Raw genomic sequence first — 24,428 nt, forward strand, 5'->3', positions numbered from 1 at the left:
CTTGTCTACAATGGGTATCGAAAGAGCCGGCCGGCAACAAGGGGATGGCGGATGACGTGCACGAGAAGCCCGAGCGGCGCAATCCCGCGGGCGCCCGAAGGCGCCGCGGCCGGCGGCGGCGCGGGGGTCCTGGCCGAGCGGGACTTCGGCCCGGCGATCCCCCTCGACGCGGCCCCCTTCGCGGACCTCGCGCCCGGCGCCTGGGTCGAGGGCTGGAGCTTCGCCCCCGCCCCCCTGCGCCGCGCGGCCGAGGCGCGGCTCGCCGCCCGCGGGGTGGAGGCGCGCTTCCGCTCCGCCTGGAAGACCGTGCTCCACGCCCTGCTGGAGGGGGAGGGGCCCGGGGCGGGCGAGACGCTCGACCTGCTCTATCCCGTCGTCCCCGGCGTGGATCCCGAGCGCTTCCTGCGCGAGCTGCATCCCGCGGCCGAGCTGTTCCCCGGCCTTTCCCTGCGCCCCGACCCGGTCCCGAGCCTGCCCGGCGAGGCGCCCGCCTGCCACCTGCTGCGGGAGGGGGGGCGGGAATCGCGCCTCACGATCCCGGTGCGCGCGCGCACCGCCCCCCATGGGGGACAGGTGCTCGCCGCCTGCGGCTGGCTGCGCATCGTGCCCGCGGGAGAGGACGCGCCGGTCGTCGACGGCCCCTGGGAGGATCCGGTGGAGCAGGCGCTTCTCGCCGCCTTCGAGACGCTCTCCCAGGCCATCGCGCGGCGCGGCTGGCACGGCCCCGGCCCGCATTTCGACCGGCTGGTCCTGCGCATCGAGGCGCCGCTGGAGGATCGCCCCCTTCCCGTCGGCGCGGAGTGTCTCAGCCTCGCCGAGGCGCTGCACGAGGAGCTCTATTTCGGCGCGCTCGACCTGCTGCGCGCGGCCTCGGGCCTGCCGGAGGGGGACCGCACGCTGACCCCGGGCGAGGTGGTTCCCCAGGTCGTGCCGGTCCCCGCCGGGGCGCCGGTGCGCCTGCGTGTCACCGTCTCGCCCCCGCCCGCCGGCCCGCATCCCGCCCGCCCCGCGCCGCCGCCCGTGGACGCGCCGGAGCTCGAGACCCTCGAGCGGCCGATGACCGCGGGCGAGATCGCCGCGGCGCTGGCGGCCTTCGGGGGCGAGCCGCTCGAGACGCGCTCCCGCCGCGGGCGGGCGGTGGCGGCGCGCGTGCGGGCGGGCAGTGGGCCGGGCGTCGTCATCACCGGCGGCCAGCACGCCAACGAGCCCACCGGCATCCCCGGCGCGCTGCTGGCCGCCCGGGCGCTGGCGGCCGAGGGCGCGCCCGTCGCCGTCTGCCCGCTGGAGAACCCCGACGGCCACGCCCTGCACATGCGCCTGCGCGAGACCGCGCCGCGCCACATGCACCACGCCGCGCGCTACACCGCCCTTGGCGCCGACCTCGCCTTCGTGGCGGGGGGCGAGGGCGCCCTTCGCCCGCGGATGCGCGCCGCCGTCGGCGCCGACCTGCACCTGAGCCTGCACGGCTACCCCTCGCACGAGTGGCTGCACCCCTTCGCCGGCTACCTGCCCCACGGGTTCGAGAGCTGGTCGCTGCCCCGCGGCTGCTTCCTGATCCTGCGTCGGGACGAGGGCTGGGCCGCCCCCGCCCGCGCCGCGCTGCACGCCGCCGCCGCGGCGCTGGAGGCGGACCCGGAGATCGCCGCGCTCAACGCCCGCCAGCTCGCGACGCTGGCGCGCTACGCCCCCTCCGCCGCGCCCGAGCGCATCGGCTGCGTGCCGGTGATCGAGGGGCCACCGCTCCCCTCGCCGCACGGTGCGCCCTTTCCGGTCACGCTGATCGTCGAGACCCCCGACGAGACCGTGGACGGGCCCCTGTTCCGCCTGCTGACCCGCGCCCAGGTCCTGGCCGCGACCGCCGCCGCGCGCGCCTTCCGCGCCGCGCCCCGACCGGGCGCGTGATCGCCGCCGCGCCGCCCATCTCCCGGGCGCGTCGGGCGCCCCGCCGGGGCGCGGGGGCCGCGGGGCGCGCGCGGCTCCGGACCCATCGCGGGGATGTGACGCGCGATGCCGCAGATGCGGTTGCGCAGTGGCGAATACACCACATCTACGTCCCGATCGCATTCAGAGTCCGCGGCGTTCACGTTCCCTCCGCTAGATTGCCATCCGCTGGTCCGGCGGACGGCCCGGAAGGGCGACCGCCCGCGGCATCCGGAAGCTGGAGGAAGCAGACGTGCCACTCTCATCCCTCACCGTCCGCGGCCGCCCGATGGCGTCGTCGCTCGCGCTCGCGGCGGCGCTCGCCGCCGCGCTGATCGCGGCGGGCCCCTCGCCGCATGCGCTGGCGCAGCAGGCGGGGCCGCAGCCCGCCGGCGCGCCCGCCACCTTCGCGGACCTGGCCGAGACGCTGAGCCCGGCGGTGGTCAACATCGCCACCACCTCGAAGGTCGCCATGCCCGAGCGGCCGGGCGGCCCGCAGCTGCCCGAGAACTCGCCCTTCCGCGAGCTGTTCCCCGAGCTCTTCGGCGGCGAGCGCGGCGGCGGCGAGCGGCAGATGCGCCCGCGCCAGTCGCTGGGCTCGGGCTTCGTGATCTCGGCAGACGGCTACGTGGTGACCAACAACCACGTCATCGACGGCGCCGACGAGATCAAGGTGAACTTCACCGACGGCTCCTCGCTGACCGCCGAGCTGGTGGGCACCGACCCCAAGACCGACGTGGCGCTGCTGAAGGTCTCGCCCGAGCGCGACCTGCCGCACGTGCCCTTCGCGGATTCCGACGCCACCCGCGTCGGCGACTGGGTGATGGCCATCGGCAACCCGTTCGGCCTGGGCGGCTCGGTCTCGGCCGGCATCATCTCGGCGCGCAACCGCGACATCAACGCGGGCCCCTACGACGACTTCCTGCAGACCGACGCCGCGATCAACCGCGGCAACTCGGGCGGGCCGCTCTTCGACATGTCGGGCGCGGTCGTGGGCATGAACACCGCGATCATCTCGCCCACGGGCGGCTCGATCGGCATCGGCTTCGCGGTGCCCGCGAACATCGTCAAGAACGTCATCGACCAGCTGCAGGAGTTCGGCTCCACCCGCCGCGGCTGGCTGGGCGTCTCGATCCAGGAGGTGACGCCCGACATCGCCGAGAGCCTCGGGCTCGACAAGGCCGCCGGCGCGCTGGTCGCCCAGGTGGTCGAGGACGGGCCGGCCGCCTCCGGCGGGCTCGAGAACGGCGACGTGATCCTCAACTTCGACGGCAAGCCCGTCGAGACGATGCGCGACCTGCCGCGCATGGTCGCCGAGACCGCCGCCCACAAGACCGTCGAAGTCGAGGTCTGGCGCAAGGGCGAGGTCGAGACCGTGCAGGTCGAGCTCGGCCTGCTCGAGGAGGACGCGCCGGTGATGAACGCCTCGGCGGACGTCGGCGCCCAGGACCAGGCGCCGGGCGCGCAGGCGCTGGGCATGACCCTGACCGAGATCACCCCCAAGGCGCGGCAGGACTACAGCCTCGCCGACGACCTCGAGGGCGTGCTGGTCGAGCAGGTGGACGGCGCCTCCAACGCCGCCGAGAAGGGCCTGCGCCCGGGCGACGTGATCGTCGAGGTGGCGCAGGAGACCGTCGCCACCCCCGCCGACGTCGAGGCCCGCGTGCAGGCCGCGCGCGACCAGGGGCGCAAGTCGGTGCTGCTGCTGGTCAGCTCGGGCGGCGACCTGCGCTTCGTCGCGGTGACGGTCGACTGATCCGACCCGGGTCCGAGCGGCCCCGCGACCGCCGCCCCGTCCCGGGGCGGCGTCTTGCGTTTCGGGGGGCCTGCGCCGCCTCCGGCGTCGCCTGGCGCCATCGACCGTCATTCAACGAAATCGAAAGATTCGGTCGCGAGGGCGAGGGCGATCTTCATCTTCCGTAAACCGGAATCCGTCGACGCTGGTCCGCAAACATAACGAGACCGGAGGAAGCGTCATGACGATCAGGGAGGGGCGTCGCGTCGACGTCCTGCATCTCGTGTCCGGAGGCGCGCGCCAGCAGCCCCGGGCGGAAGCCGCGCGCGACCTCTACGACGGGCTCTGGTTCCGTTCCGCCCGCGCGCGGGCCGAACGGGCGGGCGACGCCTGGTTCATCCTCTCGGCCCGCCACGGACTGCTGGAGCCCGAGGCGCGAGTTCAGCCCTACGCCGATCGCCTCGACGGCCGCTCGGCCGCCGCCCTGCGCGCCTGGGTGACCCTGACCACCGAGCGGATGGAGCGGATGCTGCCCGAGGCCGGGCGCGTGGTGGTGCTGTGCGACCGCGACCCGCCGCCCGAGCTCCTGCGCTGGCTGCGCGTGCGCTACCCGGAGGTCGAGACCCCGCTCGCCGGGCTCAACATCGCCGCCCAGGTCCTGCACATGGCCCGCGACGCCGACCGGGTGATGCGCGCCCCGCCCGCCCGCCGCCTCGCGCGGATGGCCTGAGGGGCCGGGGCGCCGGCGCTCCGCGCCCTCCCCCGCGCGGGCGGTCCGCAAGTCCGCCGCGGTCCGGTTCCTCGCGCCGCCGCGGGCCCGAGGTCCCGAGGTCCCGTCCCACGCGCCGTCGCGGGCCCGGGGTCCCGTCACACGCGCCGCCGCGCTTCAGCGGCCTTGGGGCGTCCGGGCCGGCGCGCCTCGCCCGCCTGCGGCCATCCGGAGATGGCCCGAGGGCATCGGCGCCGGGTTCCCGCGCCCAGGGTCGCCACGCGCCCCGCCGAAAAGCACGAAAGCCGCCCCGGGGGGCGGCTTTCTCAAGCGGCGTCCGTAGGGACGGGCCGGGTCATTCCCGCCCGCCGCTCAGCCAGCTTTCCAGCCAGTGGATGTCGTAGGCGCCGGCCTGGACCTCGGGGTCGGCGGCCAGCGCGTCGAACAGCGGCGCGGTGGTGTCGATGCCGTCCACGATCATCTCGGCCAGCGCGCGGCGCAGGCGGGCGAGCGCCGTGGGCCGGTCCTCGGCGTGCACGATCAGCTTGCCGATCAGGCTGTCGTAATAGGGCGGGATCCGGTAGCCGCGGTAGATGGCGCTGTCCATCCGCACCCCCAGCCCGCCGGGGGCGTGGAAGGCGGTGATCGTCCCGGGGCAGGGGGCGAAGTCGGGCAGGCGCTCGGCGTTCAGGCGGCACTCGATGGCGTGGCCCTCGGGCTTCAGGGTCGCCTGGTCGAAGGTCATCGGGTGGCCGGCGGCGACGCGGAGCTGCTCCTTGACCAGATCGACGCGCCAGACGGCCTCGGTCACCGGATGCTCGACCTGCAGGCGGGTGTTCATTTCAATGAAATAGAACTCGCCGTTCTCCCACAGGAACTCGATGGTGCCGGCGCCGCGGTAGCCCATCCGGCCGATCGCCTCGGCGCAGGTCTCGCCGATGCGCTTGCGGTCGGCGGCGGTCAGGACCGGGGAGGGGCACTCCTCGAACACCTTCTGGTGGCGGCGCTGGAGGGAGCAGTCCCGCTCGCCCAGATGCACCGCGCGGCCCCTGCCGTCGCCGAAGACCTGGATCTCGATGTGGCGCGGCTTGCCGAGGTATTTCTCGAGATAGACCGCGTCGTCGCCGAAGGCCGCCCGGGCCTCGGAGCGGGCCGAGGACCAGGCGTTGGGGAGTTCCGAGGCGTCGCGGGCGACCTTCATGCCGCGGCCGCCGCCGCCCGCGCTGGCCTTCACCAGCACCGGGTAGCCGATGTCCTTGGCGACGCTCAGCGCCTCCTCGACCGAGGTCACGGCGCCGTCGGAGCCGGGCACGCAGGGCACGCCCAGCGCCTTCATCGTGTCCTTGGCGGCGATCTTGTCGCCCATCACCCGGATGTGCGCCGCGGACGGGCCGATGAAGGTCAGGCCGTGGTCCTCGACGATCTGCACGAAGTTGGCGTTCTCGCTCAGGAACCCGTAGCCGGGGTGGATCGCCTCGGCGCCGGTGATCTCGCAGGCCGAGATGATCGCGGGGATGTTGAGGTAGCTCTGCGCCGCGGCGGGCGGGCCGATGCACACGCTCTCGTCGGCGAGCCGCACGTGCATGGCGTCGGCGTCGGCGGTGGAATGCACCGCCACCGTCTTGATGCCCATCTCGCGGCAGGCGCGATGGATGCGCAGGGCGATTTCGCCCCGGTTGGCGATCAGGACCTTGTCGAACATCGAAACGCTCCCGGTAAAGGACGAGGGACCCGGGGGCGCGGCAGGCCCCCGGTCCGGCGTCACTCGATGATCATCAGGGGGGCGCCGAACTCGACCGGCGTGCCGTCGGCGACCAGGATCCGCTTCACCGTGCCCGAGCGCGGCGAGGGGATCTGGTTCATGGTCTTCATCGCCTCGACGATCAGCAGGGTCTGCCCCTCCGAGACCTGGTCGCCCACGCGCACGAAGCTCGGCGCGCCGGGTTCGGCCTGGAGGTAGACGGTGCCGACCATCGGCGAGGCGACGGCGCCCGGATGCCGGGCGAGGTCGTCGGCGGCGTCGCCGGTGGCCTCGGCCGCGACGGGCGCAGGCGCGGCCGCGACGGGCGCGGCGGCGGGAACGGCGACCTGGACGGGGGCGGCCTGAAGCTGGCGGGTGACGCGCACGCTCAGGTGGTCGTCCTCGCCGTATTCGCGATCGACCTCGATCTCGGTCAGCTCGGTCTCCCGAAGCAGCTCGGCGAGCTGACGGATGAAGGCGATGTCGGCTTCGTGGTGCTTGCTCATGCAGGGTTCGCGCTGTTGCGAGGCCTGACGGAGCGACGCCATTGGTCAGGCGACGCGGGCCCCCGGTGTCGTCGCTGCGGCGTTTACACGTTGAAAAGGGTCTTTGCCAAGGGCTGCGTGCCCAAGGCCCCGGACCGGCGGGGCGCCGCGCGCGTCGCGTGGACAAGCCGCACGCCCCGTGCGAGAGCCGCGCCCGGTCCACAAGCCGCGGGAGAGAGCCGATGAAAGCCGTCCTGTACGAGAGGTTCCAGGCGCCGCCGAAGGTCGTGCGCGTCCCCGATCCGACGCCCGCGCCCCACGGGGTCGTGATCCGCGTCGGGGCGACCGGGGTCTGCCGCTCCGACTGGCACGGCTGGATGGGACATGACGCGGACATCGAACTGCCGCACGTCCCCGGCCACGAACTGGCCGGCGTGGTCGAGGCGGTGGGCCGCGACGTGCGCCTGTGGGCGGTCGGCGACCGGGTCACGGTCCCCTTCATCTCCGGCTGCGGCGCCTGCGCGGAGTGTCACGCCGGCCACCAGCAGGTCTGCCTCGCCCAGGAGCAGCCGGGTTTCACGCACTGGGGCTCCTTCGCCGAGTTCGTGGCGATCCACCAGGCGGACCTCAACCTCGTGGCGCTGCCGCAGGAGATGGACTTCGCCACCGCCGCGAGCCTGGGCTGCCGCTTCGCCACCTCGTTCCGCGCGGTGGTCGACCAGGGCCGGGTCCGGGCGGGCGAGTGGGTGGCGGTCCACGGCTGCGGGGGCGTGGGCCTCTCGGCGGTGATGATCGCGGCGGCCTGCGGGGCGCAGGTGGTCGCGGTCGACATCGACCCCGCCAAGCTGGCGCTGGCGCGCGCGCTGGGGGCGGCCGCGACGGTGGACGGGACCGCCGTCGCCGACGTGCCCGCGGCGGTGATCGAGGCGACGCGGGGCGGGGCGCATGTCTCGCTCGACGCGCTGGGCCATCCGACGACCTTCGCCAACTCGATCCTCAACCTGCGCCCGCGCGGGCGGCACGTGCAGGTGGGGCTGCTGCTGGGGGACCAGGCGACGCCGGCCGCGCCGATGGCGCGGGTGATCGGCAAGGAGCTCGAGATCCTCGGCTCCCACGGGATGCAGGCGCACCGCTATCCGGCGATGCTGGAGATGATCCGCTCCGGCCGGCTCGATCCCTCGCGGCTGGTGGGGGCGCGGATTTCGCTCGACGAGGCGCCGGCGGCGCTGATGGCGATGGACCGCTTCCAGTCGCTGGGCGCCACGGTCGTCGACCGGTTCTGAGATGGCCCGGGGCGCGTCCGGAGCGCCTCCGCTCCGCGGGGCGAGGGGACAGGGGCGGGGAGAGCGCCGCGGCGCCGGTCCCCGCCCCGGCCCTCAGCCCTGCTTCTCGCGGGCGGCCGAGACCACGTCGCGCATGTGGTCGAGCGGCGCGTAGCCCCGCACCAGCTCGTCGCCGATCACGAAGGTCGGCGTGCCCTGGATCTGCAGCTTCTTGGCCAGCTCGTAGGTCCGCTCGATCTGCGCCTTGATCTCGGGCGACTCGGCGCGGGTCTTCAGCGCTTCGACGTCGAGGCCGACCTCCTGCGCGATCGACCACACCTGCGCGTCGGTGAGCGAGCCGCGGTGGCCCATCAGCGCGTCGTTGAAGGCCATGTAGAGCTTGCCGTCCTGCTGCGCGCGGGCGGCCAGCGCCGCCTTCGCCGCGGTCACCGAGCTCGGCCCCAGGATCGGGAACTCCTTGACCACGTAGCGCAGCCCCGCGTCGGTCTCGACCAGCTTGCGCACGTCGGCATGGGCCTTCTTGCAGTAGCCGCAGTTGTAGTCGATGAACTCGACCACCGTGACGTCCCCGTCGGGATTGCCGGCGACGTGGGAATAGCCGTCGTCGAAGATCTCGTCGCGGTTCTCCGAGACCATGTCGCGCGCCTCGTTCGCCTCGGCCGCCTCGCGCCGGTCCTCGAGGACCTTCACCGCCTCCATGATCACTTCGGGATGCTCGAGCAGGTAGCGCCGGATCTCGGCGCGCAGCAGGGCACGGCCCTCCGGGTCGAGCTGCATCGCCTCCGACAGCGCGGTCTGCGCGGGGGCCGGCGCAGGCGCGAGGCCGACCAGCGCCGCCGCGAGGGCGAGGCCGGGCAGGGCGAGCAGGGGCTTGCGGGCGAGGGGCGCGAGGGCGGTGGTCATGGTGCGGTCTCTCCGTCGGGGCGTTCCGGCCGGCCCGCGCGGGCGCGGAGGCGGAGGGGATGGGGTGTCGGACGCGAGTTTAACAAGGCTTCGCCGGGGATGCCCGCGTCATTGCTGCATGGCCTTGGTGGCGACCACGATGTCGTCCGCCCGCAGCCAGGAGGGGGAGCCCGCCGGCAGCAGGCTCTTGGCCCGCTCGGCCATGCGGTGGGCGTCGATGGGCTGGTTGATCAGCATCATCCGCTCGGCGGTGACCAGCGCCGCCTCCCCCTCCTGCCCGGTGCGGGCGTAGGCGAAGGCGAGGTCGCGCAGCAGCCCCGGGTCGCCGCCGTCCGAGCGCGCGGCCCCCCGCTCCAGCGCGGCCAACGCCTCGCGGTCCGCGGCGGGCGAGCCGACCGAGAGCAGGGCGCGCCCCAGGTAGCCCAGGATCAGCGGCTCGTCCGGGGCCAGCGCCACGGCGCGGCGATAGGGCGTCACCGCCTCCACGCCGCGCCCGCTCTCCAGCAGGATCTGGCCCTTGAGCTCGTAGTAATAGGGATCGTTCGGCCGGATCTGGATCAGCCGGTCGGCCTCGGCCACCGCGGCGTCCGGGTCGGGGGCGCGGTGCAGGGCGACGGCGCGGCGCAGGGTCGCGAACTCCGAGCGGTCGTCGGGGTCGAGCCGGCGCAGCACCGTGGAGGGCGTGTCGATGAACCCCTCCAGCTTCGCCTCCATCCGCTGCACCCAGTAGACCAGCTCCGGGTCCGGCGCGTCGCCGCGGGCGGGGGATTCGGCGGCCCGGCGGCGGATCGCCGACAGGCGCTCGGCCGAGACCGGGTGGGTCAGGGCGTAGGGGTCGACGTGGCGGGTCGAGAACACCTCCTGTCCGCGGAACTGCTCCAGCACCTCCTCCATGCCGGTCGGATCGACGCCCGCGCGCTCGAGATAGGTGATGCCGGCCTGGTCGGCGGCCGATTCCTCGGCGCGGCTGAACGACAGCAGCGCCCGCTGCACCGCGGTCTGCGAGCCGGCGCCCAGGCCCACGCCCGCCGCCGCGCTGGCGCCGCCGCCCGCGAGCCCCGCCGCGGCCGCCGCCGCGATGCCCAGCAGCATCCCCGCCATCGCCGGCCCGCGCAGGTTGTTCATGGCGATCTGCCGGCGCGCCAGGTGCCCGCCGGTGATGTGCCCGATCTCGTGCGCGATCACGCCCTGCAGCTTCGCGGGCTCGGGGAAGTCGCGCAGCAGGCCGGTCGAGACCACCAGGTTGCGGCCGCCGTAGACGAAGGCGTTGGGCAGCCGGTCGTCGAAGATGCGGATCTCGATCGACTCCGGCGCCACGCCGGCTGCGCGCATCAGCGGGTCGGAGAGGCGCTTGAGCGTCGCCTCCACCTCCGCGTCGCGCACGAAGCCGGCGGCGAAAGCGGGCTGCGCCAGCGTCGCCAGCAGCGCCGCGCCGAAGGCCGCGGCGCGCGCGGCGCGGCGCAGGAGGGAGCGCCCCGCAGGGGAGGCGCCGGTCGGGCGGGAGAGGGTCTGCGACACGTCCGCGGCTCGCCTTCGGTCTCGGCCGCGCGTCCGCGGCGCGGCCCGTGATCCTGTCCGGGGCGCGGTTCCTACGCCCCCGCATCCTTGCGCCGCGCCGGTCGGCCGCGGAAAAGGCGGCCTGCGCGAGGTTGACCGCCTGCGCGGCGGGGCCTCACGCTGGGAGGCGCGCGCAGGTCATCAGGAGCCGAAAAAGATGAAGAGTTCAAGGCGGAGCGCGGTGGCTCCCTTCATGGTGATGGACATCATGGAAAACGTACGCGCGCTGGAGGCGACGGGGCGCGACGTGATCCACATGGAGGTCGGCCAGCCCTCGACCCCCGCCCCGCGTCTCGCGCGCGAGGCGGTGGCCAAGGCGATGTCGGGCGAGGCGCTGGGCTACACCGTCGCCCTCGGCCTGCCGGAGCTGCGAGAGGCGATCGCCGACCTCTACCGCCGCCGCCACGGGATCGTGCTGGACCCCTCGCGGGTGGTGGTCACCGCCGGCAGCTCGGGCGCCTTCACGCTGGCCTTCCTGGCGCTGTTCGAGGTGGGGGCGAAGGTGGCGATCGGGGACCCGAGCTACCCCTCCTACCGCAACATCCTCAAGGCGCTCGGCATCGAGCCGGTGCGCATCGAGACCGGTCCCGAATCGAGATGGCAGCCGCGCCCCGAGGACCTGGGCGACGCCGACGGGATGCTGGTGGCGAGCCCGGCGAACCCCTCGGGCACGATGCTCGACCGCGCGGCGCTCGCGGCGCTGTCGGCGGCCTGCACGGCGCGCGGCGCGGGCTTCATCTCGGACGAGATCTATCACGGGTTGACCTACGGCGCCCCCGCGGTCAGCGCGCTGGAGGTCACCGACGACGTGATGGTGATCAATTCGTTCTCGAAATACTGGTCGATGACCGGCTGGCGGATCGGCTGGATGGTCGTGCCCCCGGACATGGTCCGCACGATCGAGCGCCTGGCTCAGAACTTCTTCATCTGCGCCCCTCACGTCGCCCAGGTTGCGGCGCTCGCGGCCCTGCAGGCGGAAGATGAATGCGAAGCGAACAGAAGGGTTTATGAACGCAACCGGGCGCTGCTGATGAACGAGTTGCCGGCCGCGGGCTTCACCGAACTGGCCCCCGCGGACGGCGCGTTCTACCTCTACGCGGACGTCCGCGGGCTGACCGACGACAGCCACGACTTCTGCGCGCGGATGCTCTCGGAAGCCGGAGTTGCCGCAACGCCCGGCCACGATTTCGACCCTGTGCGGGGCGAATCCTTCGTCCGTTTCAGCTTCGCGCGGGACGAGGCGCACATCGCCGAAGGGGCCCGCCGGCTGCGCGCCTGGCTGAGGGGATGAGGCCGCCGAACGGCCCCTCCCGCGCCTGCGGATAAGATTGCCGGAATGTGAATATCGCTGTTCCCAAGTCAGATGAATCGGGGTATGAATGGCCCGGAGAGAGATAGGTGGGGGTCCCCGAGAGGGGTTGTCGGCTTAGCCGACGTCCTTCCTGGTCTCGGTTGGGGAAGACGAGAGCTAGGAGATTATGGCCATGAAGCACTTCGCTCTGGCGGCGGCGATGCTCGGTGCGTCGGCCGGTTACGCGATGGCCGCGACGGTCACGTACACTTCGGCGGCGGACGGTTCGTCCATCGTGGGGTCCACGAACTCGGCCGGCACGGTGACGATCCCGGGCTTCGTCCTGGGTTATTCCGGTTCGGGCGGCACCATTCCGCTCGACGCCGTGCTGCAGTCGGTGACGATCTCGTTCAGCGGCGACTGGCAGGGGACCCTGGTCGCGACGCTTGGCAGCAACGAGTCGACCGGCTCGATCGCCGGCAACAACAACTGGGCGACCTGGCTGCTGACCGGGTTCAACCAGAACGGCGTCAGCATCCCGGCGTACGTCACGAACACCGGCGCGCAGTTCAGCGCGACGCTGCCGTCCAACTACAACTACAACTCGGCCACCAACGAGTACGAGACCCCGTTCAACTCGTTCGGCGTCAGCTACTCCGGCCTGCTGTCGATGGGCGCCTACAACCCCTCGACCTCGTTCTACGACGGCGTCGCCAACGTGAACTTCTCGTTCGCGGCCTCGGTGTTCGACGTGACGCAGTCCGAGAACGCGCCGCGCAGCATCCAGGACAAGCTCCTGAACCTGGGCGCGACCGTGACCTACACCTACGAGCAGGTTCCGCCGCCGCCGTCGACGGTGCCGCTGCCGGCCGCTCTGCCCCTGATGGGCGCCGGCCTCGCCGGCCTGGCCTTCGTGGCGCGCCGCCGCAAGGGCTGATCCGCCAGCTCGAAGATCCTGGAAACGCCGTCTCCCCCGGAGGCGGCGTTTTCGTTTGCGCAGGACCCTGAGCGGAGCCCGCCATCCGCGTCCTGCCCTGGTCCTGGCCCCGGCCGCGCAGCGGGCGCCGCCGAGCGGGCGGGGCCGGACCGGCCGCCGCGTCCAAGCCGCGCGTCCACGCCGACGCCCCTCGGCCCGCTTCTGCGATCCCGCCTGGCGCCTTCCCCCGCACGGCCCGCTGGCCCCGTCTCGCCGCATCCTGGCCGGGCTGCATCCTGTCCGCGACGCCGAGGGCGGGCGGAAGCCTGCGCTGGATCTCCGGAAACCTGAGGCGGGGGGGGGAGGCGGGCGCGGCGCGACTTCGTCGCCCGGCGCAGGGGGCGCGTCGTCAACGACAAAGGGGACGCCCTGGCGGGCGTCCCCTTCTTCGTCTGGAGCGGCTGGCCGGCCCTGGGCGGCCGGAAGGATCAGCGTTTCAGCGCCCACCAGCCGCGTTTCTTCGGACGCGCGGCCTCGGCCGCCTCCTCCGCCGCCGAGCGGGCCACCGGCTCGAACTCGGCCGCGGGGGCCTCGGGCGCCGGGGCGTCCTCAGCCGGGCTCGCCGCCTCGAGCGCGGGGGCCGGTTCGGCCTCCGCCGGCTCGGAGACGGGCTCGGCCTCGGCCTCGGGGGCAGGGGCCTCGGCCGCCGTCTCCGCCGGCGCCTCGACCTCGGCCGGGGCGGCCTCGGCGGTCTCGGGCTGCGCCGCCTCAGGCGTCTCCTCCGGCTCGGGGGCAGGCTCGGGAGCCGCGTCCTGCTCGGGCGCCGCGTCCTCGACGGACGTCTCGGACGCCGCGGTCTGCTCGGCGTCCTCCGCCTTCTTCGACTTGCGCCGACGGCGGGTGCGCTTGGGCTCGGGGATCTCGACCGGGGCGTCGGACTCCATCAGGGTCTCGGGCTGGGTCGGGGCGGCGGGCGCCTCGTCAGCCTCGCTCTCCTTCGCGGAGGGCGCGGCGGGCTTCTCGTCGGCGCCCTCCTCGTCCCCCCCGCGCCGCCGGCGGCGGCCGCCGCGGCGGCCGCGGCGGCGGCGGGAGCCGTCGTCGTCGTCCTTGTCCTTGCTCTCGGAGCGGTCGGAGCGCGCCTCGCGGCTCTCCTCCGCCGGCTCCTCGTCGCGGGCGACGGGGGCGGGGATCTCCTCGGCCGGGGCCTCGACCAGCTCGGCCTCCTCGACCTCCTCCAGGTCCGGCGCGTCCATCGCGGGGACCAGGCCCTGCAGCGGCAGGCGCGAGGCGGTCTTGATCCGCTCGACGTGGAACTCCGGCGAGAACAGCGAGGGGTCGCCCTCGACGCGGATCACCACGCCGTGGCGGGCCTCGATGCCCGAGAGATGGTCGCGCTTGTCGTTGAGCAGGTAGCTCGCCGTGCCCATCGGCGCGCGCACCGCCAGCTCCGGCGCGCGGCCGCGCGCGGCCTCGCCCTCGAGCTGGCGCAGGATCGACAGGGCCAGCGAGCTGTCCGCACGCACCACGCCGGTGCCGTGGCAGTGGGCGCAGGGGGCGGTGGTCGCCTCCAGCACGCCGGGCCGCAGACGCTGGCGCGACATCTCCATCAGGCCGAAGGCCGAGATCCGGCCGACCTGGATGCGCGCGCGGTCGACCTTCAGCTTCTCCTTCATCCGCTTCTCGACGGCCCGGTTGTTGCGCGGGTCCTCCATGTCGATGAAGTCGATGACGATCAGGCCGGCGAGGTCGCGCAGGCGCAGCTGGCGGGCGATCTCGTCGGCCGCCTCCAGGTTGGTCTTCAGGGCGGTGTCCTCGATGGACCCCTCCTTGGTCGACTTGCCGGAGTTGATGTCGATCGCCACCAGCGCCTCGGTGACGCCGATCACGATGTAGCCGCCCGACTTCAGGTGCACCGTCGGGTTGAACATCGAGGCGAGCTCCTGCTCGACCCCGTGCTTGGCGAACAGCGGCTGCGGGTCCGAGTGCCGGACCACGTTGCGCGCGTGGCCGGGCATCAGCATGGACATGTAGTCCTTGGCTTCCTTGTAGCCCTCGTCCCCGTCGACGCAGATCTGGTCGATGCCCTGGGCGTAGAGGTCCCGGATCGCGCGCTTGATCAGCGAGCCTTCCTCGTAGATCAGCGTCGGCGCGACCGAGCGGAGCGTCGTCTCGCGGATCCGCTCCCACTGGCGCAGGAGGTATTCGTAGTCGCGCTCGATCTCCTGGGCGGTGCGCTTGGCGCCGGCCGTGCGGATGATCAGGCCCATGCCGCGCGGCACCTCGATGTCGCCGGCGATGTCCTTGAGCTTCTTGCGGTCGGCCGCGTTGGTGATCTTGCGCGAGATGCCGCCGCCGCGGGCGGTGTTGGGCATCAGCACGCAATACCGGCCGGCGAGCGAGAGGTACGTGGTCAGCGCGGCGCCCTTGTTGCCCCGCTCCTCCTTCACGACCTGGACCAGCAGGATCTGGCGGACCTTGATCACTTCCTGGATCTTGTAGCGGCGCTGGAAGATGCGGCGGGCGGAGATGCCCTCGCCCAGGTCGTCGCCGTCGTCGCGCACCTCGGAGGCGGCGTCGTCGTCGGAGCCGTCGTCGACCGACGGCTGGGCGTCGCCCTTGTCGGACCGGTCGCCCTTGTCGGCTTTCGCCTCGGCGGGCGCGTCGTCGGCGCCCTCGTCGCGGCCCTTTCCGCGGCGCGAGCGGCGCGAGCGGCCGCCGCGGCGCGAGCGCCGGCGGCGCTTGTCGCCCGAGGCGTCGTCGCCCTCGCCGTCGCCGTCGCCGGAGGCGTCCTGGCCTTCGGTCTCGGTCTCGGCGTCGTCGGCGGTCTCGGCCTTCTGCGAGGCTTCGGCCTCGGCGACGGGGATCGCCTCCTCGGCCGGGATCTCGGCGGGGGCGGCTTCGGCCGTCTCCACTTCGGGCGTCTCGGCGGGGGCCTCGTCGGTCACGGGCTCTGCGGGCGTTTCGGGCGCGGCTTCGGCGACGGGCGCCTCCGGCTCGGCGACCGGCTCGGCCGGGGTGTCGGCGAAGACGCCGGCGACGATCTCGCGGGCGGCTTCCGCCTCGGGCGTGAGGGTCTCGGCCGGGGTTTCCTCGACCGGGGTTTCCTCGACCGGGGCCGTCTCGGCGGTCTCGGCGGGCGTCTCTTCGGCCGGGGCCTCGGACGCAGCTTCCGCGGACGCCGCAGAGGGCGTCTCGGCGGGCGTTTCGGCGGCGGCGGCCTCGTCCTCGGGGCGGCGGGTCGCGGGGGGATAGTCCTCCTCCACGCGCTCGTCGTCCTCGTCGCCGGCGCCGGCGGCCTCGGCCATCACGCGCGGCGAGCCGCCGTCCTTGTCGTCGCCGTCCTCGTCGTCGTCGCTGGAGCCGCCGCCGCCGGACGCGTCCGAATCCTCGGATGCGGCGGTCTCAGGGTCGGTTTCGGCGTCGGACCCGGCCTTCGGCGCCTCGGCCGCCGTCTCGGCCGCGGGGGCCTCCTCGGCGTGGACCGCCTCGACGGCCTCGCGCGTCCGGGGCGCGTCGTCCTCGTCGGCCGCGGAGTCGTCCTCGTCGGAATCGTCGTCCTCGGCGGAATCGTCCTCGCCCTCGGAGACGGTCTCGGGGCGCTCGGCCTCGTAGTCGTCGTCCTCGTCGTCGGAGTCGTCCGTCTCGCGGTCGTCCTCGTCCTCGTCCTCGTCGTCTTCGTCCTCGCGGGCGGCGTCGCGGGCGGCCTTGGCCTCGGCGCGGGCGGCGGCGGCGGCCTGTCGGGCGGCGCGGCGGTCCTCGTCGGCGGCGGCGCGCTTGCGGGCCTCCTCCTCCTCCTCGGCGATCAGCGCTTCGCGATCGGCCTTGGGGATCTGGTAGTAGTCGGGATGAATCTCCGAGAAGGCGAGGAACCCGTGACGGTTCCCGCCATATTCCACGAAGGCCGCCTGGAGCGAGGGCTCCACCCGGGTCACTTTCGCGAGGTAGATATTGCCGGCGATCTGCTTCTTCGAGATCGTCTCGAAGTCGAAATCTTCTACCTTGTTTCCGTCTGCGACGACGACCCGGGTCTCCTCCGGGTGCGTCGCGTCAATGAGCATCTTCTTCGCCATGGTCTCCCACGCCGGCGAGCGCCCTCCTCCGCCGCCCGGCCTTGCGGGGGCGGACGCAGCAGGGGCGCGCCGGTCTCGATACGGGCGATCCCGGGCCCGCCGGTCACGCCCGCGCGCGGAAGGGCCGGCGCCGAGGCGCGTCCTCCGTCTTCGCAGGTCCGGCAGGGCAGGGGCATCGCGGTCTGGTCTCCAAGATCACGCCGTCGATCATCGTCGCGGCGCGGTCGCATCGGGGGGCCGTCGTCCTTTGGGAGTCGGGCCCGAACTTCGGGGACGCGGCCTGCGCCGGCTGTCCTCAGGGGGCGGTCGTGGCCGCGTCCTCCCGGGATCCGGATATGCGCCGGGGCGTCGTCCGAAAAACCTGTTCGTTCATCGGGCGGCGGAACTCGGGGGCCTGTCGCCGTAAGGGGGGCGAGCGGCGGCCCGGGTCTTCCGCAGCCTGAGCAATATAGCCGGCCGGCGGTCGCCTTGACAATCGGAAAGCCCCGAGGCCGCATGGGGCGGGCGCGCGGCCTGGGGGAGGGGCGCGCGGACCCGGCGAACCGCCCCACGAGATCGCGCAAGTCAATGGCATGGAACCGTTTTTCCTGTCCGCCCCGGGGCGGGTTCCGCAGCGTCTTCCGACGCTGGGCGCCGCCTGTGTGCGCAAGCGCCGCGGCGTTGGCCGCCGCATTCGCGATCACTCCGCTGCGGGCGCCTGCGTCGGAGGCGCCCGAAACCGAGGCGCCCCGCATCGTCGGCCTGCGCCATGTCGAGGGCCGCACCCGCGTCGCCCTGCGGCTTGCGCGCGCGAGCGGCTTCGAGGTCTTCGCCCTCGAGGACCCGCCGCGGCTGGTGGTCGCCTTCGACGGTCCCGCCTGGGAGGGCGCGCCGCCCCCGCCGCCGCCCGGCGGCCTGGTGAAGGCGGTGCGCGCGGGCCTCGTCGCCGACGGGCGCGCGCGGCTGGTGCTGGAACTGGTGCGCCCGGCGCGGCTCGCCGAGGCGGTGCAGTTCCCCGACCCCGACGACCCCTCCGGCCCCACCATCCTGCGGCTGGAGCTCGCCTACGCCGCGCCCGACGCCTTCGCCGCCGCCGTGGGCTGGCCGGAGGGGCAGGGGCCGCTCGCCCCCGCGCCCCCGCCCGCCGATCCGCGCCCGCTGGTGATGATCGACCCCGGCCACGGCGGCATGGACCCCGGCGCGATCCGGGGCGAGGCGGTGGAGAAGGCGCTGGTGATGACCTTCGCGCGCGACCTGAAGGCCGCGCTCGAGGCGACCGGCCGCTGGCGGGTGGCGCTGACCCGCGAGGACGACCGCTACCTCGGCCTCGCCGAGCGGGTGGCGCGGGCGGAGGCGGCGGGGGCGGCGGCGCTGCTCTCGATCCACGCCAACACCGTGGCGCGCGGCGACGCGGTGGGCGCCTCGATCTTCACGCTGGCCGCCGCCGGGTCCACCGACGCCGAGACCGCGGCGCTCGCCGATTCGGAGAACCGGGCCGACGTGGCCCCCGGCGACGACCGCGCGGTGGAGCCCGACGCGGCGCTTCGCGCGGTTCACGAGATCGGGATGCGGCGCGCATTGCTCGCCTCGCGCGGGCTGGGGACGGAGCTGGTCGACCACCTGGCGCAGGCGACGCCGATGCTGCGCGGCCGGGCGCACAGCCAGGCGGGGTTCCGGGTGCTGAAATCCTCGCGCGTGCCCGCGGCGCTGGTGGAGCTGGGGTTCCTGTCGAACGCCCAGGACCTCGCGCGGATGCGCGACCCGGCCTGGCGGCGGCGCGCGGCGCAGGCGCTGACCCAGGGGCTGGACGCCTGGGCGGGGGCCGCGGCGGCCCGTCCTTTCGCCGCGCTCGCCCCCTGAGCGCCCAAGTTCGTCGCATTAAGGTCATCTCCGTCGCAGGATCGCCCGCTGCGCCGCCACGACGCCCTGTCGCCGCCCTTGGTCCGTCACTATGTTCCGCGAGTCCTGTCGCATCGAGTCGACCGGGGCGAGGCAAGGAACGGGATCGGGCATGACGCGCTTTCTGGCATGGGTGTTCTCCATCATCTCCATCGGCGCCATCTTCGGGCTGGGCGCGATGGCGGTCATGGTCTGGCATTACGGGAACGACCTGCCGTCCCATGAGCGCCTGGAGAACTATCAGCCCGCCACCCTGAGCCGCGTCTACGACCGCGACGGCCGGGTGATGGCCGAATACCTGACCGAGCGGCGCATCTTCGCCCCGGTCGAGGAGATCCCCGACCTGGTGAAGAACGCCTTCATCGCCGCCGAGGACCGCAATTTCTACGAGCACCACGGCTTCGACGCGCTCGGCATCATGGGCGCGGTGGTCGACTACGCCCGCGGCGGGCGCCTGCGGGGCGCCTCGACCATCACCCAGCAGGTGATGAAGAACTTCCTGCTCACCAACGAGCGCAGCTTCGACCGCAAGTTCAAGGAGATCATCCTCGCCACCCGCATGGAGCAGGTGCTGTCGAAGGACCAGATCCTCGAGCTCTACCTCAACGAGATCTATCTCGGCGCGCGCGCCTACGGCGTCGTCGCCGCCGCCGCCAACTACTTCGGCAAGCCGCTCGAGCATCTGAGCGTGGCCGAGGCCGCCTATCTCGCGGCCCTGCCCAAGGCCCCCTCCAACCTGCACCCGGTGGACAACCGCGACGAGGCGCTCGACCGGCGCGGCTACGTGCTGGGCCAGATGCTGCGCGCAGGCTTCATCACCCAGGCCCAGCATGACGAGGCGATGGAGGATCCGCTGCACACCGTGCTCGACGGCTCGCTGCAGCCCGAGATCCAGACCGTGCCGCGCCGCGACTATTTCTCCGAGGAGATCCGCCGCCAGCTCGTCGAGCGCCTGGGCGAGGACGAGGTGGAGGGCGGCGGCCTGACCGTGCGCGCGACGCTCGACCCCGAGCTGCAGCGAGTCGGCGCCGACGCCCTGCGCGCCCGGCTGGTGGAGTGGGACAAGACCCGCCAGGGCTGGCGCGGCCCGGTCGCCCAGCTCGACCCCGCCCAGCTCGAGACCGAGGAGAGCTGGCGGCGCGCGCTCGGCTCCGCCCGCGCGCCGATGGACATCCCCGGCTGGTTCCCCGCAGTGGTGCTGAAGGTGGGCGACACCACCGCGCGCATCGGCATCCAGGGCGTGCCCGAGGATGAGGACGGCCATTTCATCGGCATCGCCGACGCCAACTGGGCCAAGCCCGAGCTCGAGGGCGGCGGCGTCGGCCGCGCCCCGCGCCAGCCCTCCGACATCTACGCCGTGGGCGACGTGATCATGGTCGCGGCCGAGGACGCCGAGGGCGCCGAGATCCGCGACCTCGACGGCGAGGCGCTGCTCGCCGAGGTCGACAGCTGGTCGCTGCGCCAGATCCCCGAGATCGAGGGCGCGTTCATGGCCATGGACCCGACCACGGGCCGGGTGCTGGCGATGCAGGGCGGCTTCAGCTTCGAGACCTCGGTGTTCAACCGCGCCAGCCAGGCCAAGCGGCAGCCGGGCTCGTCCTTCAAGCCCTTCGTCTACGCCGCGGCGCTCGACAACGGCTACACGCCCTCGTCGGTGATCCTGGACGCCCCGATCGTCATCGACACCGGCTCTGACGAGCTGTGGCGGCCGACCAACTCCTCGAACCGGTTCTACGGCCCCTCGCCGATGCGCGTGGGCATCGAGCAGTCGCGCAACGTCATGACCGTGCGCCTCGCGCAGGAGATCGGCATGGAGCGCGTGGCGGAGTATGCCGAGCGCTTCGGCGTCTACGAGAACATGCCCCACCACCTGAGCTATGCGCTGGGCGCGGGCGAGACCACGCTCTACCAGATGGTCGGCGCCTACGGGATGTTCGCCAACGGCGGCTGGCGGATCGAGCCCACGCTCGTCGACCGCGTGCAGGACCGCTATGGCGAGACCCTGTTCAAGCAGGACAACCGCGCCTGCTACGAGTGCACCGAGATCTGGGAGGCCGGGCTGAAAGAGCCGGTGCCCACCCCCGACAAGCAGCTGATCATGGACCCGGTGACGGCCTTCCAGCTGACCTCGATGATGCGCGGCACGGTGGAGCGGGGCACGGCCACGACGCTCGCCTCGCTGGGCATTCCGATGGCGGCCAAGACCGGCACCACCAACGACGCCCGCGACGCCTGGCTGATCGCCTTCACCCCCAACATGGTGGCGGGCTGCTACATCGGCTACGACAACCCCCGTCCCATGGGCCGCAGCGCCTATGGCTCGACCATGTGCGGCCCGGTCATCAAGGCCTTCATGGAAGAGGCGATGAAGGACCGCCCGCACCTGGACTTCCACGTGCCCCCGGGCGCGGTGATGGCCAAGATCGACCGCGGCTCGGGCCGCCGGCTCTCGGACGACGCCTCGGGCCCCGGCGTGGTGGTCGAGGCCTTCCACCCCGGCGAGGAGCCGCAGATCGGCGAATACTCGGGCGGCCGGGTCATCGACGGCGGCTTCGTGGCCTACAAGGGCGGCGACCTGCCGATGTCGCTGGACGCCAGCGCCGACTCGGGCGGGGCCTACGGCGGGGGCGCGGCCCCTGCCGGCGGCGCCTCGGGCGGGGCGGCGCGGCCGGCGCCGCCGAAGCCCGCGGCCGGCGGCTTCGGCTCCGGCGGGCTCTACTGAGGGGTTTTCGGGCCCGTCATCGGTCGATCGCGGCGCGCGGCTCTCTTGAGCCGCGCGCTTCGCCGGTCTAAATCCCCCCATCGCGCGCCGCTCCGTCTTCGCCGGGGCCGGCGCGCGCCGTCAGGACGAGGAGCGTCTCCATGCGCGCGGAAACCCAGGGCGTCGTCGCCGAGATCGAGAAATCGCTGGACCTGCTGCGCAAGCGCCTGGGCTGGGAGACCGCCGAGCACCGGTTGGAGGAGCTCAACGCCCGCGTCGAGGACCCTACCCTGTGGGACGATCCCGCCAACGCCCAGAAGGTGATGCGCGACCGCCAGACGCTGGCCGACGCGCTGGCGCGATGCAAGGAGATCGGCCAGGAGCTCGCCGACAACGTCGAGCTGATCGAGCTGGGCGAAATGGAGGGCGACCAGGAGGTGATCGGCGAGGCCGAGGCCGCGCTCGCCGCCCTGCGCGACCGCGCCGCCGCCGCCGAGATCGAGGCGCTGCTGGACGGCGAGGCCGACGGCTCGGACACCTTCCTCGAGATCAACGCCGGCGCCGGCGGCACCGAGAGCTGCGACTGGGCGCAGATGCTGGCGCGCATGTACACCCGCTGGGCCGAGGCGCACGGCTACAAGGTCGAGCTGATGAGCGAGAGCGCCGGCGAGGAGGCCGGGATCAAGTCGGCCTCCTACAAGATCTCCGGCCCCAACGCCTATGGCTGGCTGAAGTCGGAATCGGGCGTGCACCGGCTGGTGCGGATCTCGCCCTTCGACAACGCGGCGCGGCGGCAGACCTCGTTCTCGTCGGTGTGGGTCTACCCGGTGGTGGACGACTCGATCGAGATCGACGTGAAGCCCAACGAGATCCGCATCGACACCTATCGCTCCTCGGGCGCGGGCGGGCAGCACGTGAACACCACCGACTCGGCGGTGCGCATCACCCACCTGCCGACGGGCATCGTGGTGACCTCGTCGGAGAAGTCTCAGCACCAGAACCGGGCCAACGCCATGGCGGCGCTGAAGTCGAAGCTCTACGAGATGGAGCTGCGCAAGCGCACCGAGGCGATCCAGGAGCAGCACGACGCCAAGGGCGAGATCGGCTGGGGCAACCAGATCCGCTCCTACGTCCTGCAGCCCTACCAGATGGTCAAGGACCTGCGCACCAACGTCGAGACCTCGGACACCGGCGGCGTGCTGGACGGGGATCTGGACAAGTTCATGGCCGCGGCGCTGGCGCTGGAGGTGACCGGCAAGTCCCGCGCCGAGGCGATGGCCGAGGACTGAGCCGCCCTCGCAGGCGGGTCGCGTCGATCGAAACGGCGGACGGGGCGAGGGCCCCGTCCGCCGTTTCGCATTCGGCCCCCGCGCCTGCCGGCCCCGCCTCCCCACCCGCCCGCCCTCGGCGCGGCCGGCAGCCGCGGGGGCCGACTGCGGGCGGGATGCCGGCCGCGAGGAGGGCCAGGCGCCGCGTGGGGAGGTCGTAAGGCCGGGGCTGGGCGCGGGCGCCGGCGGCGGGGCCTTGGCCGGGCGCGAGCCTGGCGCCGGAGGCGCTGGGCCCACGGGCGGGGCGTCCGGGCGGCGGGCGACGGGGGGACGGCGCTCCGCCGGCAGGGCGACCGAGGGCCGGCCCGGCTGCGCTTGGTGAGAGCGGTCGCCAGGCAGGGCGGCGGCGGGAGAGCCGGCGCAGGGGATGGACCTCCGACGGGGCGGGACCGGGCGGGGGGGCTCGGCGGGACAGGGCGCGCTATCCTTCGGGATAGGCGGATGCGCCATCCGGAGCGGGCGGCTGGCCCTTCGCGACGTCGCGCGGTGCACGGGGTTTTCGTAGAACCGTCCCTATCGCAGCGGGCGCCGCCTCGCCGCAGCCGACAGACAGGAGCATCGCAGATGACCGCCGCCGCCCCTCATCCCGTCTCCGCCCATCCCGCTTCCGGCCTTCCGGCCGCGCCGGGCGGGGCGCTGGGCGCGATCGTTCTCGCCTGCCTGGCCGGCGCCGCGATCGGCGGGGGCGTGGCCGTCGCGGGGCATGGCCTGCTGGCGGCGTTCGTCGCCGCCTGGCTTTCGGCGATCGTGGGGACGGTGGCGATCCCGGCCCTGGGACTGATGCTGCGCCGCGCGCCGGCGCGGGCGGCGGTCCCGGCCGATCTCGACGCCTGGGACGCCGATCTCAGGCAGGAGCTCGAGGCCGTACGCGCGTCGCGCCGCGTGGCCTGAGACCGGTTCCGGCCGCCGGCCCCGCAGAGCGGGACCTGCGCGCCCCCCCGATCCCCTTGCGCTCACCCCCCCCTCCGGGAGGGCGCGCGAAGCGGCCGGAGCCGACCCGACCGACGCCGCCGGCAGGACCGCCCGGTCCCGCCGGCGGCGTTCCGCGTTCAGCGCGCCAGCAGCCGGCGCAGGCGGTCGCGCACGCGCAGGTCGCGCACGAGGGTCCCGGCCTCGGCCGCCGCCTCCGCGCCGGCGGGGTCGTAGAGGTTCTCCTCGACGAAGCGCAGGGAGTTGGTCTCCAGCAGCTCGCGGTACTGGCGCCGCCAGGTGAAGCCGACGGTCTCGGGCAGGTCGGGGTTGCGCAGGAAGGCCTCGCCGCCGCGGCGGATCTTGCGCATGTAGCGCTCCCGCGAGCGCAGGGTGAAATGCAGGATGTCGAGCACGTTCTCGGCCACCCGCCCGGGCCGGCCGCCGTGCACGGCGTGGGCGCCGTCGACCACCGTGATCCGCCGGGCGCCGCGGTGGGCGTATTTCGGCGGCGCGGGAATGTCGTGGGGGATGGTGGTCACGCGCTTGCGCCACAGCATCCGCTCGTGGAAGGGCAGGGCCGGATCCTCGATGCACACGAAGTCGGCGTGCCAGCCCTGGGCGGTGGAGCGCCAGAAGGGCAGGGCCCCCAGCGCCTGGGCGAGCGAGCCGCCGGCGCGGGGGATCCAGAACTCGTCGGCGTCGCTGTTGATCACCCAGTCGGCGCGGAACCGGGCCGCGGCCATGCGGGCCATGCGCGTCACCCACTCGCCCTGGCGGAAGTCGTCGCCGGTCTCGCGCAGGGGAGTGACCACGCCCTGTCGGGCGAACTCGTCGATGATGTCGGGGGTCTCGTCGACGCTGAGATTGTCGGTGACGATGACGTGGTCGACGCCGGCGTCGAGGTGGAACAGCAGGTTCTCGCGCAGGATGTCGCCCTCGTCCCGCGCCAGGATCGTCATGACGAGGGTCATCGCAGGGGCGGCCTCCTGTCCCGCGGGC

Annotated in this window: 16 protein-coding genes; 10 read left to right on the top strand and 6 right to left on the bottom strand. The window is 73.6% G+C overall.

Features of this window, described 5'->3' with window-relative positions; genetic code table 11:
• Positions 1 to 51: 51 nt before the first annotated feature.
• The 3 genes from BM064_RS04845 to BM064_RS04855 all read left to right on the top strand — a co-directional run bounded on the left by BM064_RS04845 (position 52) and on the right by BM064_RS04855 (position 4,385).
• Positions 52 to 1,902 carry a M14 family metallopeptidase gene (locus BM064_RS04845; RefSeq protein ID WP_092858413.1) on the top strand — a complete coding sequence of 617 codons (1,851 nt, stop codon included), beginning with the start codon at positions 52 to 54 and terminating at the stop codon, positions 1,900 to 1,902.
• Positions 1,903 to 2,173: 271 nt separating this feature from the next.
• Positions 2,174 to 3,676 (top strand): DegQ family serine endoprotease, encoded by a 1,503-nt coding sequence (locus BM064_RS04850; protein ID WP_245779057.1) that lies wholly within the window; start codon positions 2,174 to 2,176, stop codon positions 3,674 to 3,676.
• Positions 3,677 to 3,896: 220 nt separating this feature from the next.
• The gene (locus tag BM064_RS04855; protein ID WP_092858417.1) at positions 3,897 to 4,385 is read left to right on the top strand and encodes a DUF6884 domain-containing protein; all 489 of its coding nucleotides are present in this window, start codon (positions 3,897 to 3,899) and stop codon (positions 4,383 to 4,385) included.
• Positions 4,386 to 4,719: 334 nt separating this feature from the next.
• Here BM064_RS04855 and accC read toward each other — a convergent pair whose 3' ends face one another.
• Entirely contained in the window at positions 4,720 to 6,066 is a 1,347-nt protein-coding gene (gene accC / locus BM064_RS04860; protein ID WP_092858419.1) for an acetyl-CoA carboxylase biotin carboxylase subunit, read from the bottom strand.
• A gap of 59 nt (positions 6,067 to 6,125) precedes the next feature.
• On the bottom strand, positions 6,126 to 6,611 hold the full coding sequence (gene accB, locus BM064_RS04865) for an acetyl-CoA carboxylase biotin carboxyl carrier protein (RefSeq protein WP_092858421.1): 486 nt from the start codon (positions 6,609 to 6,611) through the stop codon (positions 6,126 to 6,128).
• A gap of 221 nt (positions 6,612 to 6,832) precedes the next feature.
• Here accB and BM064_RS04870 point away from each other — a divergent pair, with 221 nt between their 5' ends.
• On the top strand, positions 6,833 to 7,873 hold the full coding sequence (locus BM064_RS04870) for a zinc-dependent alcohol dehydrogenase family protein (RefSeq protein WP_092858423.1): 1,041 nt from the start codon (positions 6,833 to 6,835) through the stop codon (positions 7,871 to 7,873).
• A 93-nt stretch (positions 7,874 to 7,966) separates the two neighbouring features.
• Here the strand turns inward: BM064_RS04870 and BM064_RS04875 are convergent, their stop codons facing one another.
• On the bottom strand, positions 7,967 to 8,776 hold the full coding sequence (locus tag BM064_RS04875; protein WP_092858425.1) for a DsbA family protein: 810 nt from the start codon (positions 8,774 to 8,776) through the stop codon (positions 7,967 to 7,969).
• Positions 8,777 to 8,884: 108 nt separating this feature from the next.
• Positions 8,885 to 10,294, bottom strand: coding sequence for a M48 family metalloprotease (locus BM064_RS04880; protein ID WP_092858427.1), 1,410 nt, complete (start codon positions 10,292 to 10,294; stop codon positions 8,885 to 8,887).
• 196 nt (positions 10,295 to 10,490) lie between these two features.
• On the opposite strand from BM064_RS04880, the gene BM064_RS04885 reads away from it, so the two are divergent.
• Complete coding sequence (locus tag BM064_RS04885) at positions 10,491 to 11,624, top strand: pyridoxal phosphate-dependent aminotransferase (RefSeq protein ID WP_092858429.1); 1,134 nt, start codon at positions 10,491 to 10,493, stop codon at positions 11,622 to 11,624.
• Positions 11,625 to 11,817: 193 nt separating this feature from the next.
• Positions 11,818 to 12,561: a VPLPA-CTERM sorting domain-containing protein gene (locus BM064_RS04890; protein ID WP_177236146.1), complete on the top strand. Its 744-nt coding sequence runs from the start codon at positions 11,818 to 11,820 to the stop codon at positions 12,559 to 12,561.
• A gap of 467 nt (positions 12,562 to 13,028) precedes the next feature.
• Here the strand turns inward: BM064_RS04890 and BM064_RS04895 are convergent, their stop codons facing one another.
• Positions 13,029 to 16,610 carry an Rne/Rng family ribonuclease gene (locus BM064_RS04895; protein ID WP_245779058.1) on the bottom strand — a complete coding sequence of 1,194 codons (3,582 nt, stop codon included), beginning with the start codon at positions 16,608 to 16,610 and terminating at the stop codon, positions 13,029 to 13,031.
• A 660-nt stretch (positions 16,611 to 17,270) separates the two neighbouring features.
• On the opposite strand from BM064_RS04895, the gene BM064_RS04905 reads away from it, so the two are divergent.
• The 4 genes from BM064_RS04905 to BM064_RS04920 all read left to right on the top strand — a co-directional run bounded on the left by BM064_RS04905 (position 17,271) and on the right by BM064_RS04920 (position 23,408).
• A complete protein-coding gene (locus tag BM064_RS04905; RefSeq protein WP_177236147.1) occupies positions 17,271 to 18,449 on the top strand; it encodes an N-acetylmuramoyl-L-alanine amidase in 1,179 nt (392 codons plus the stop codon).
• 151 nt (positions 18,450 to 18,600) lie between these two features.
• Positions 18,601 to 21,210 carry a penicillin-binding protein 1A gene (locus tag BM064_RS04910; protein ID WP_177236148.1) on the top strand — a complete coding sequence of 870 codons (2,610 nt, stop codon included), beginning with the start codon at positions 18,601 to 18,603 and terminating at the stop codon, positions 21,208 to 21,210.
• 140 nt (positions 21,211 to 21,350) lie between these two features.
• On the top strand, positions 21,351 to 22,478 hold the full coding sequence (gene prfB, locus BM064_RS04915; RefSeq protein ID WP_092858437.1) for a peptide chain release factor 2: 1,128 nt from the start codon (positions 21,351 to 21,353) through the stop codon (positions 22,476 to 22,478).
• Between the two features lie 603 nt (positions 22,479 to 23,081).
• On the top strand, positions 23,082 to 23,408 hold the full coding sequence (locus BM064_RS04920) for a hypothetical protein (protein WP_092858439.1): 327 nt from the start codon (positions 23,082 to 23,084) through the stop codon (positions 23,406 to 23,408).
• Positions 23,409 to 23,566: 158 nt separating this feature from the next.
• Here BM064_RS04920 and BM064_RS04925 read toward each other — a convergent pair whose 3' ends face one another.
• Entirely contained in the window at positions 23,567 to 24,400 is an 834-nt protein-coding gene (locus BM064_RS04925; protein ID WP_092858441.1) for a glycosyltransferase family 2 protein, read from the bottom strand.
• Positions 24,401 to 24,428: the final 28 nt, after the last annotated feature.

Source organism: Albimonas pacifica (assembly GCF_900113695.1).
Taxonomy (GTDB): Bacteria; Pseudomonadota; Alphaproteobacteria; order Rhodobacterales; family Rhodobacteraceae; genus Albimonas; species Albimonas pacifica.

What these genes read in the sequence shown, in the direction of transcription:
- BM064_RS04845 (WP_092858413.1), top strand. Translation starts at nt 52, where the DNA reads ATGACGTGCACGAGAAGCCCGAGCGGCGCAATCCCGCGGGCGCCCGAA.
- BM064_RS04855 (WP_092858417.1), top strand. Translation starts at nt 3,897, where the DNA reads ATGACGATCAGGGAGGGGCGTCGCGTCGACGTCCTGCATCTCGTGTCC.
- accC (WP_092858419.1), bottom strand. Translation starts at nt 6,066, where the DNA reads ATGTTCGACAAGGTCCTGATCGCCAACCGGGGCGAAATCGCCCTGCGC.
- accB (WP_092858421.1), bottom strand. Translation starts at nt 6,611, where the DNA reads ATGAGCAAGCACCACGAAGCCGACATCGCCTTCATCCGTCAGCTCGCC.
- BM064_RS04870 (WP_092858423.1), top strand. Translation starts at nt 6,833, where the DNA reads ATGAAAGCCGTCCTGTACGAGAGGTTCCAGGCGCCGCCGAAGGTCGTG.
- BM064_RS04875 (WP_092858425.1), bottom strand. Translation starts at nt 8,776, where the DNA reads ATGACCACCGCCCTCGCGCCCCTCGCCCGCAAGCCCCTGCTCGCCCTG.
- BM064_RS04885 (WP_092858429.1), top strand. Translation starts at nt 10,491, where the DNA reads ATGAAGAGTTCAAGGCGGAGCGCGGTGGCTCCCTTCATGGTGATGGAC.
- BM064_RS04890 (WP_177236146.1), top strand. Translation starts at nt 11,818, where the DNA reads ATGAAGCACTTCGCTCTGGCGGCGGCGATGCTCGGTGCGTCGGCCGGT.
- BM064_RS04895 (WP_245779058.1), bottom strand. Translation starts at nt 16,610, where the DNA reads ATGGCGAAGAAGATGCTCATTGACGCGACGCACCCGGAGGAGACCCGG.
- BM064_RS04910 (WP_177236148.1), top strand. Translation starts at nt 18,601, where the DNA reads ATGACGCGCTTTCTGGCATGGGTGTTCTCCATCATCTCCATCGGCGCC.
- prfB (WP_092858437.1), top strand. Translation starts at nt 21,351, where the DNA reads ATGCGCGCGGAAACCCAGGGCGTCGTCGCCGAGATCGAGAAATCGCTG.
- BM064_RS04920 (WP_092858439.1), top strand. Translation starts at nt 23,082, where the DNA reads ATGACCGCCGCCGCCCCTCATCCCGTCTCCGCCCATCCCGCTTCCGGC.
- BM064_RS04925 (WP_092858441.1), bottom strand. Translation starts at nt 24,400, where the DNA reads ATGACCCTCGTCATGACGATCCTGGCGCGGGACGAGGGCGACATCCTG.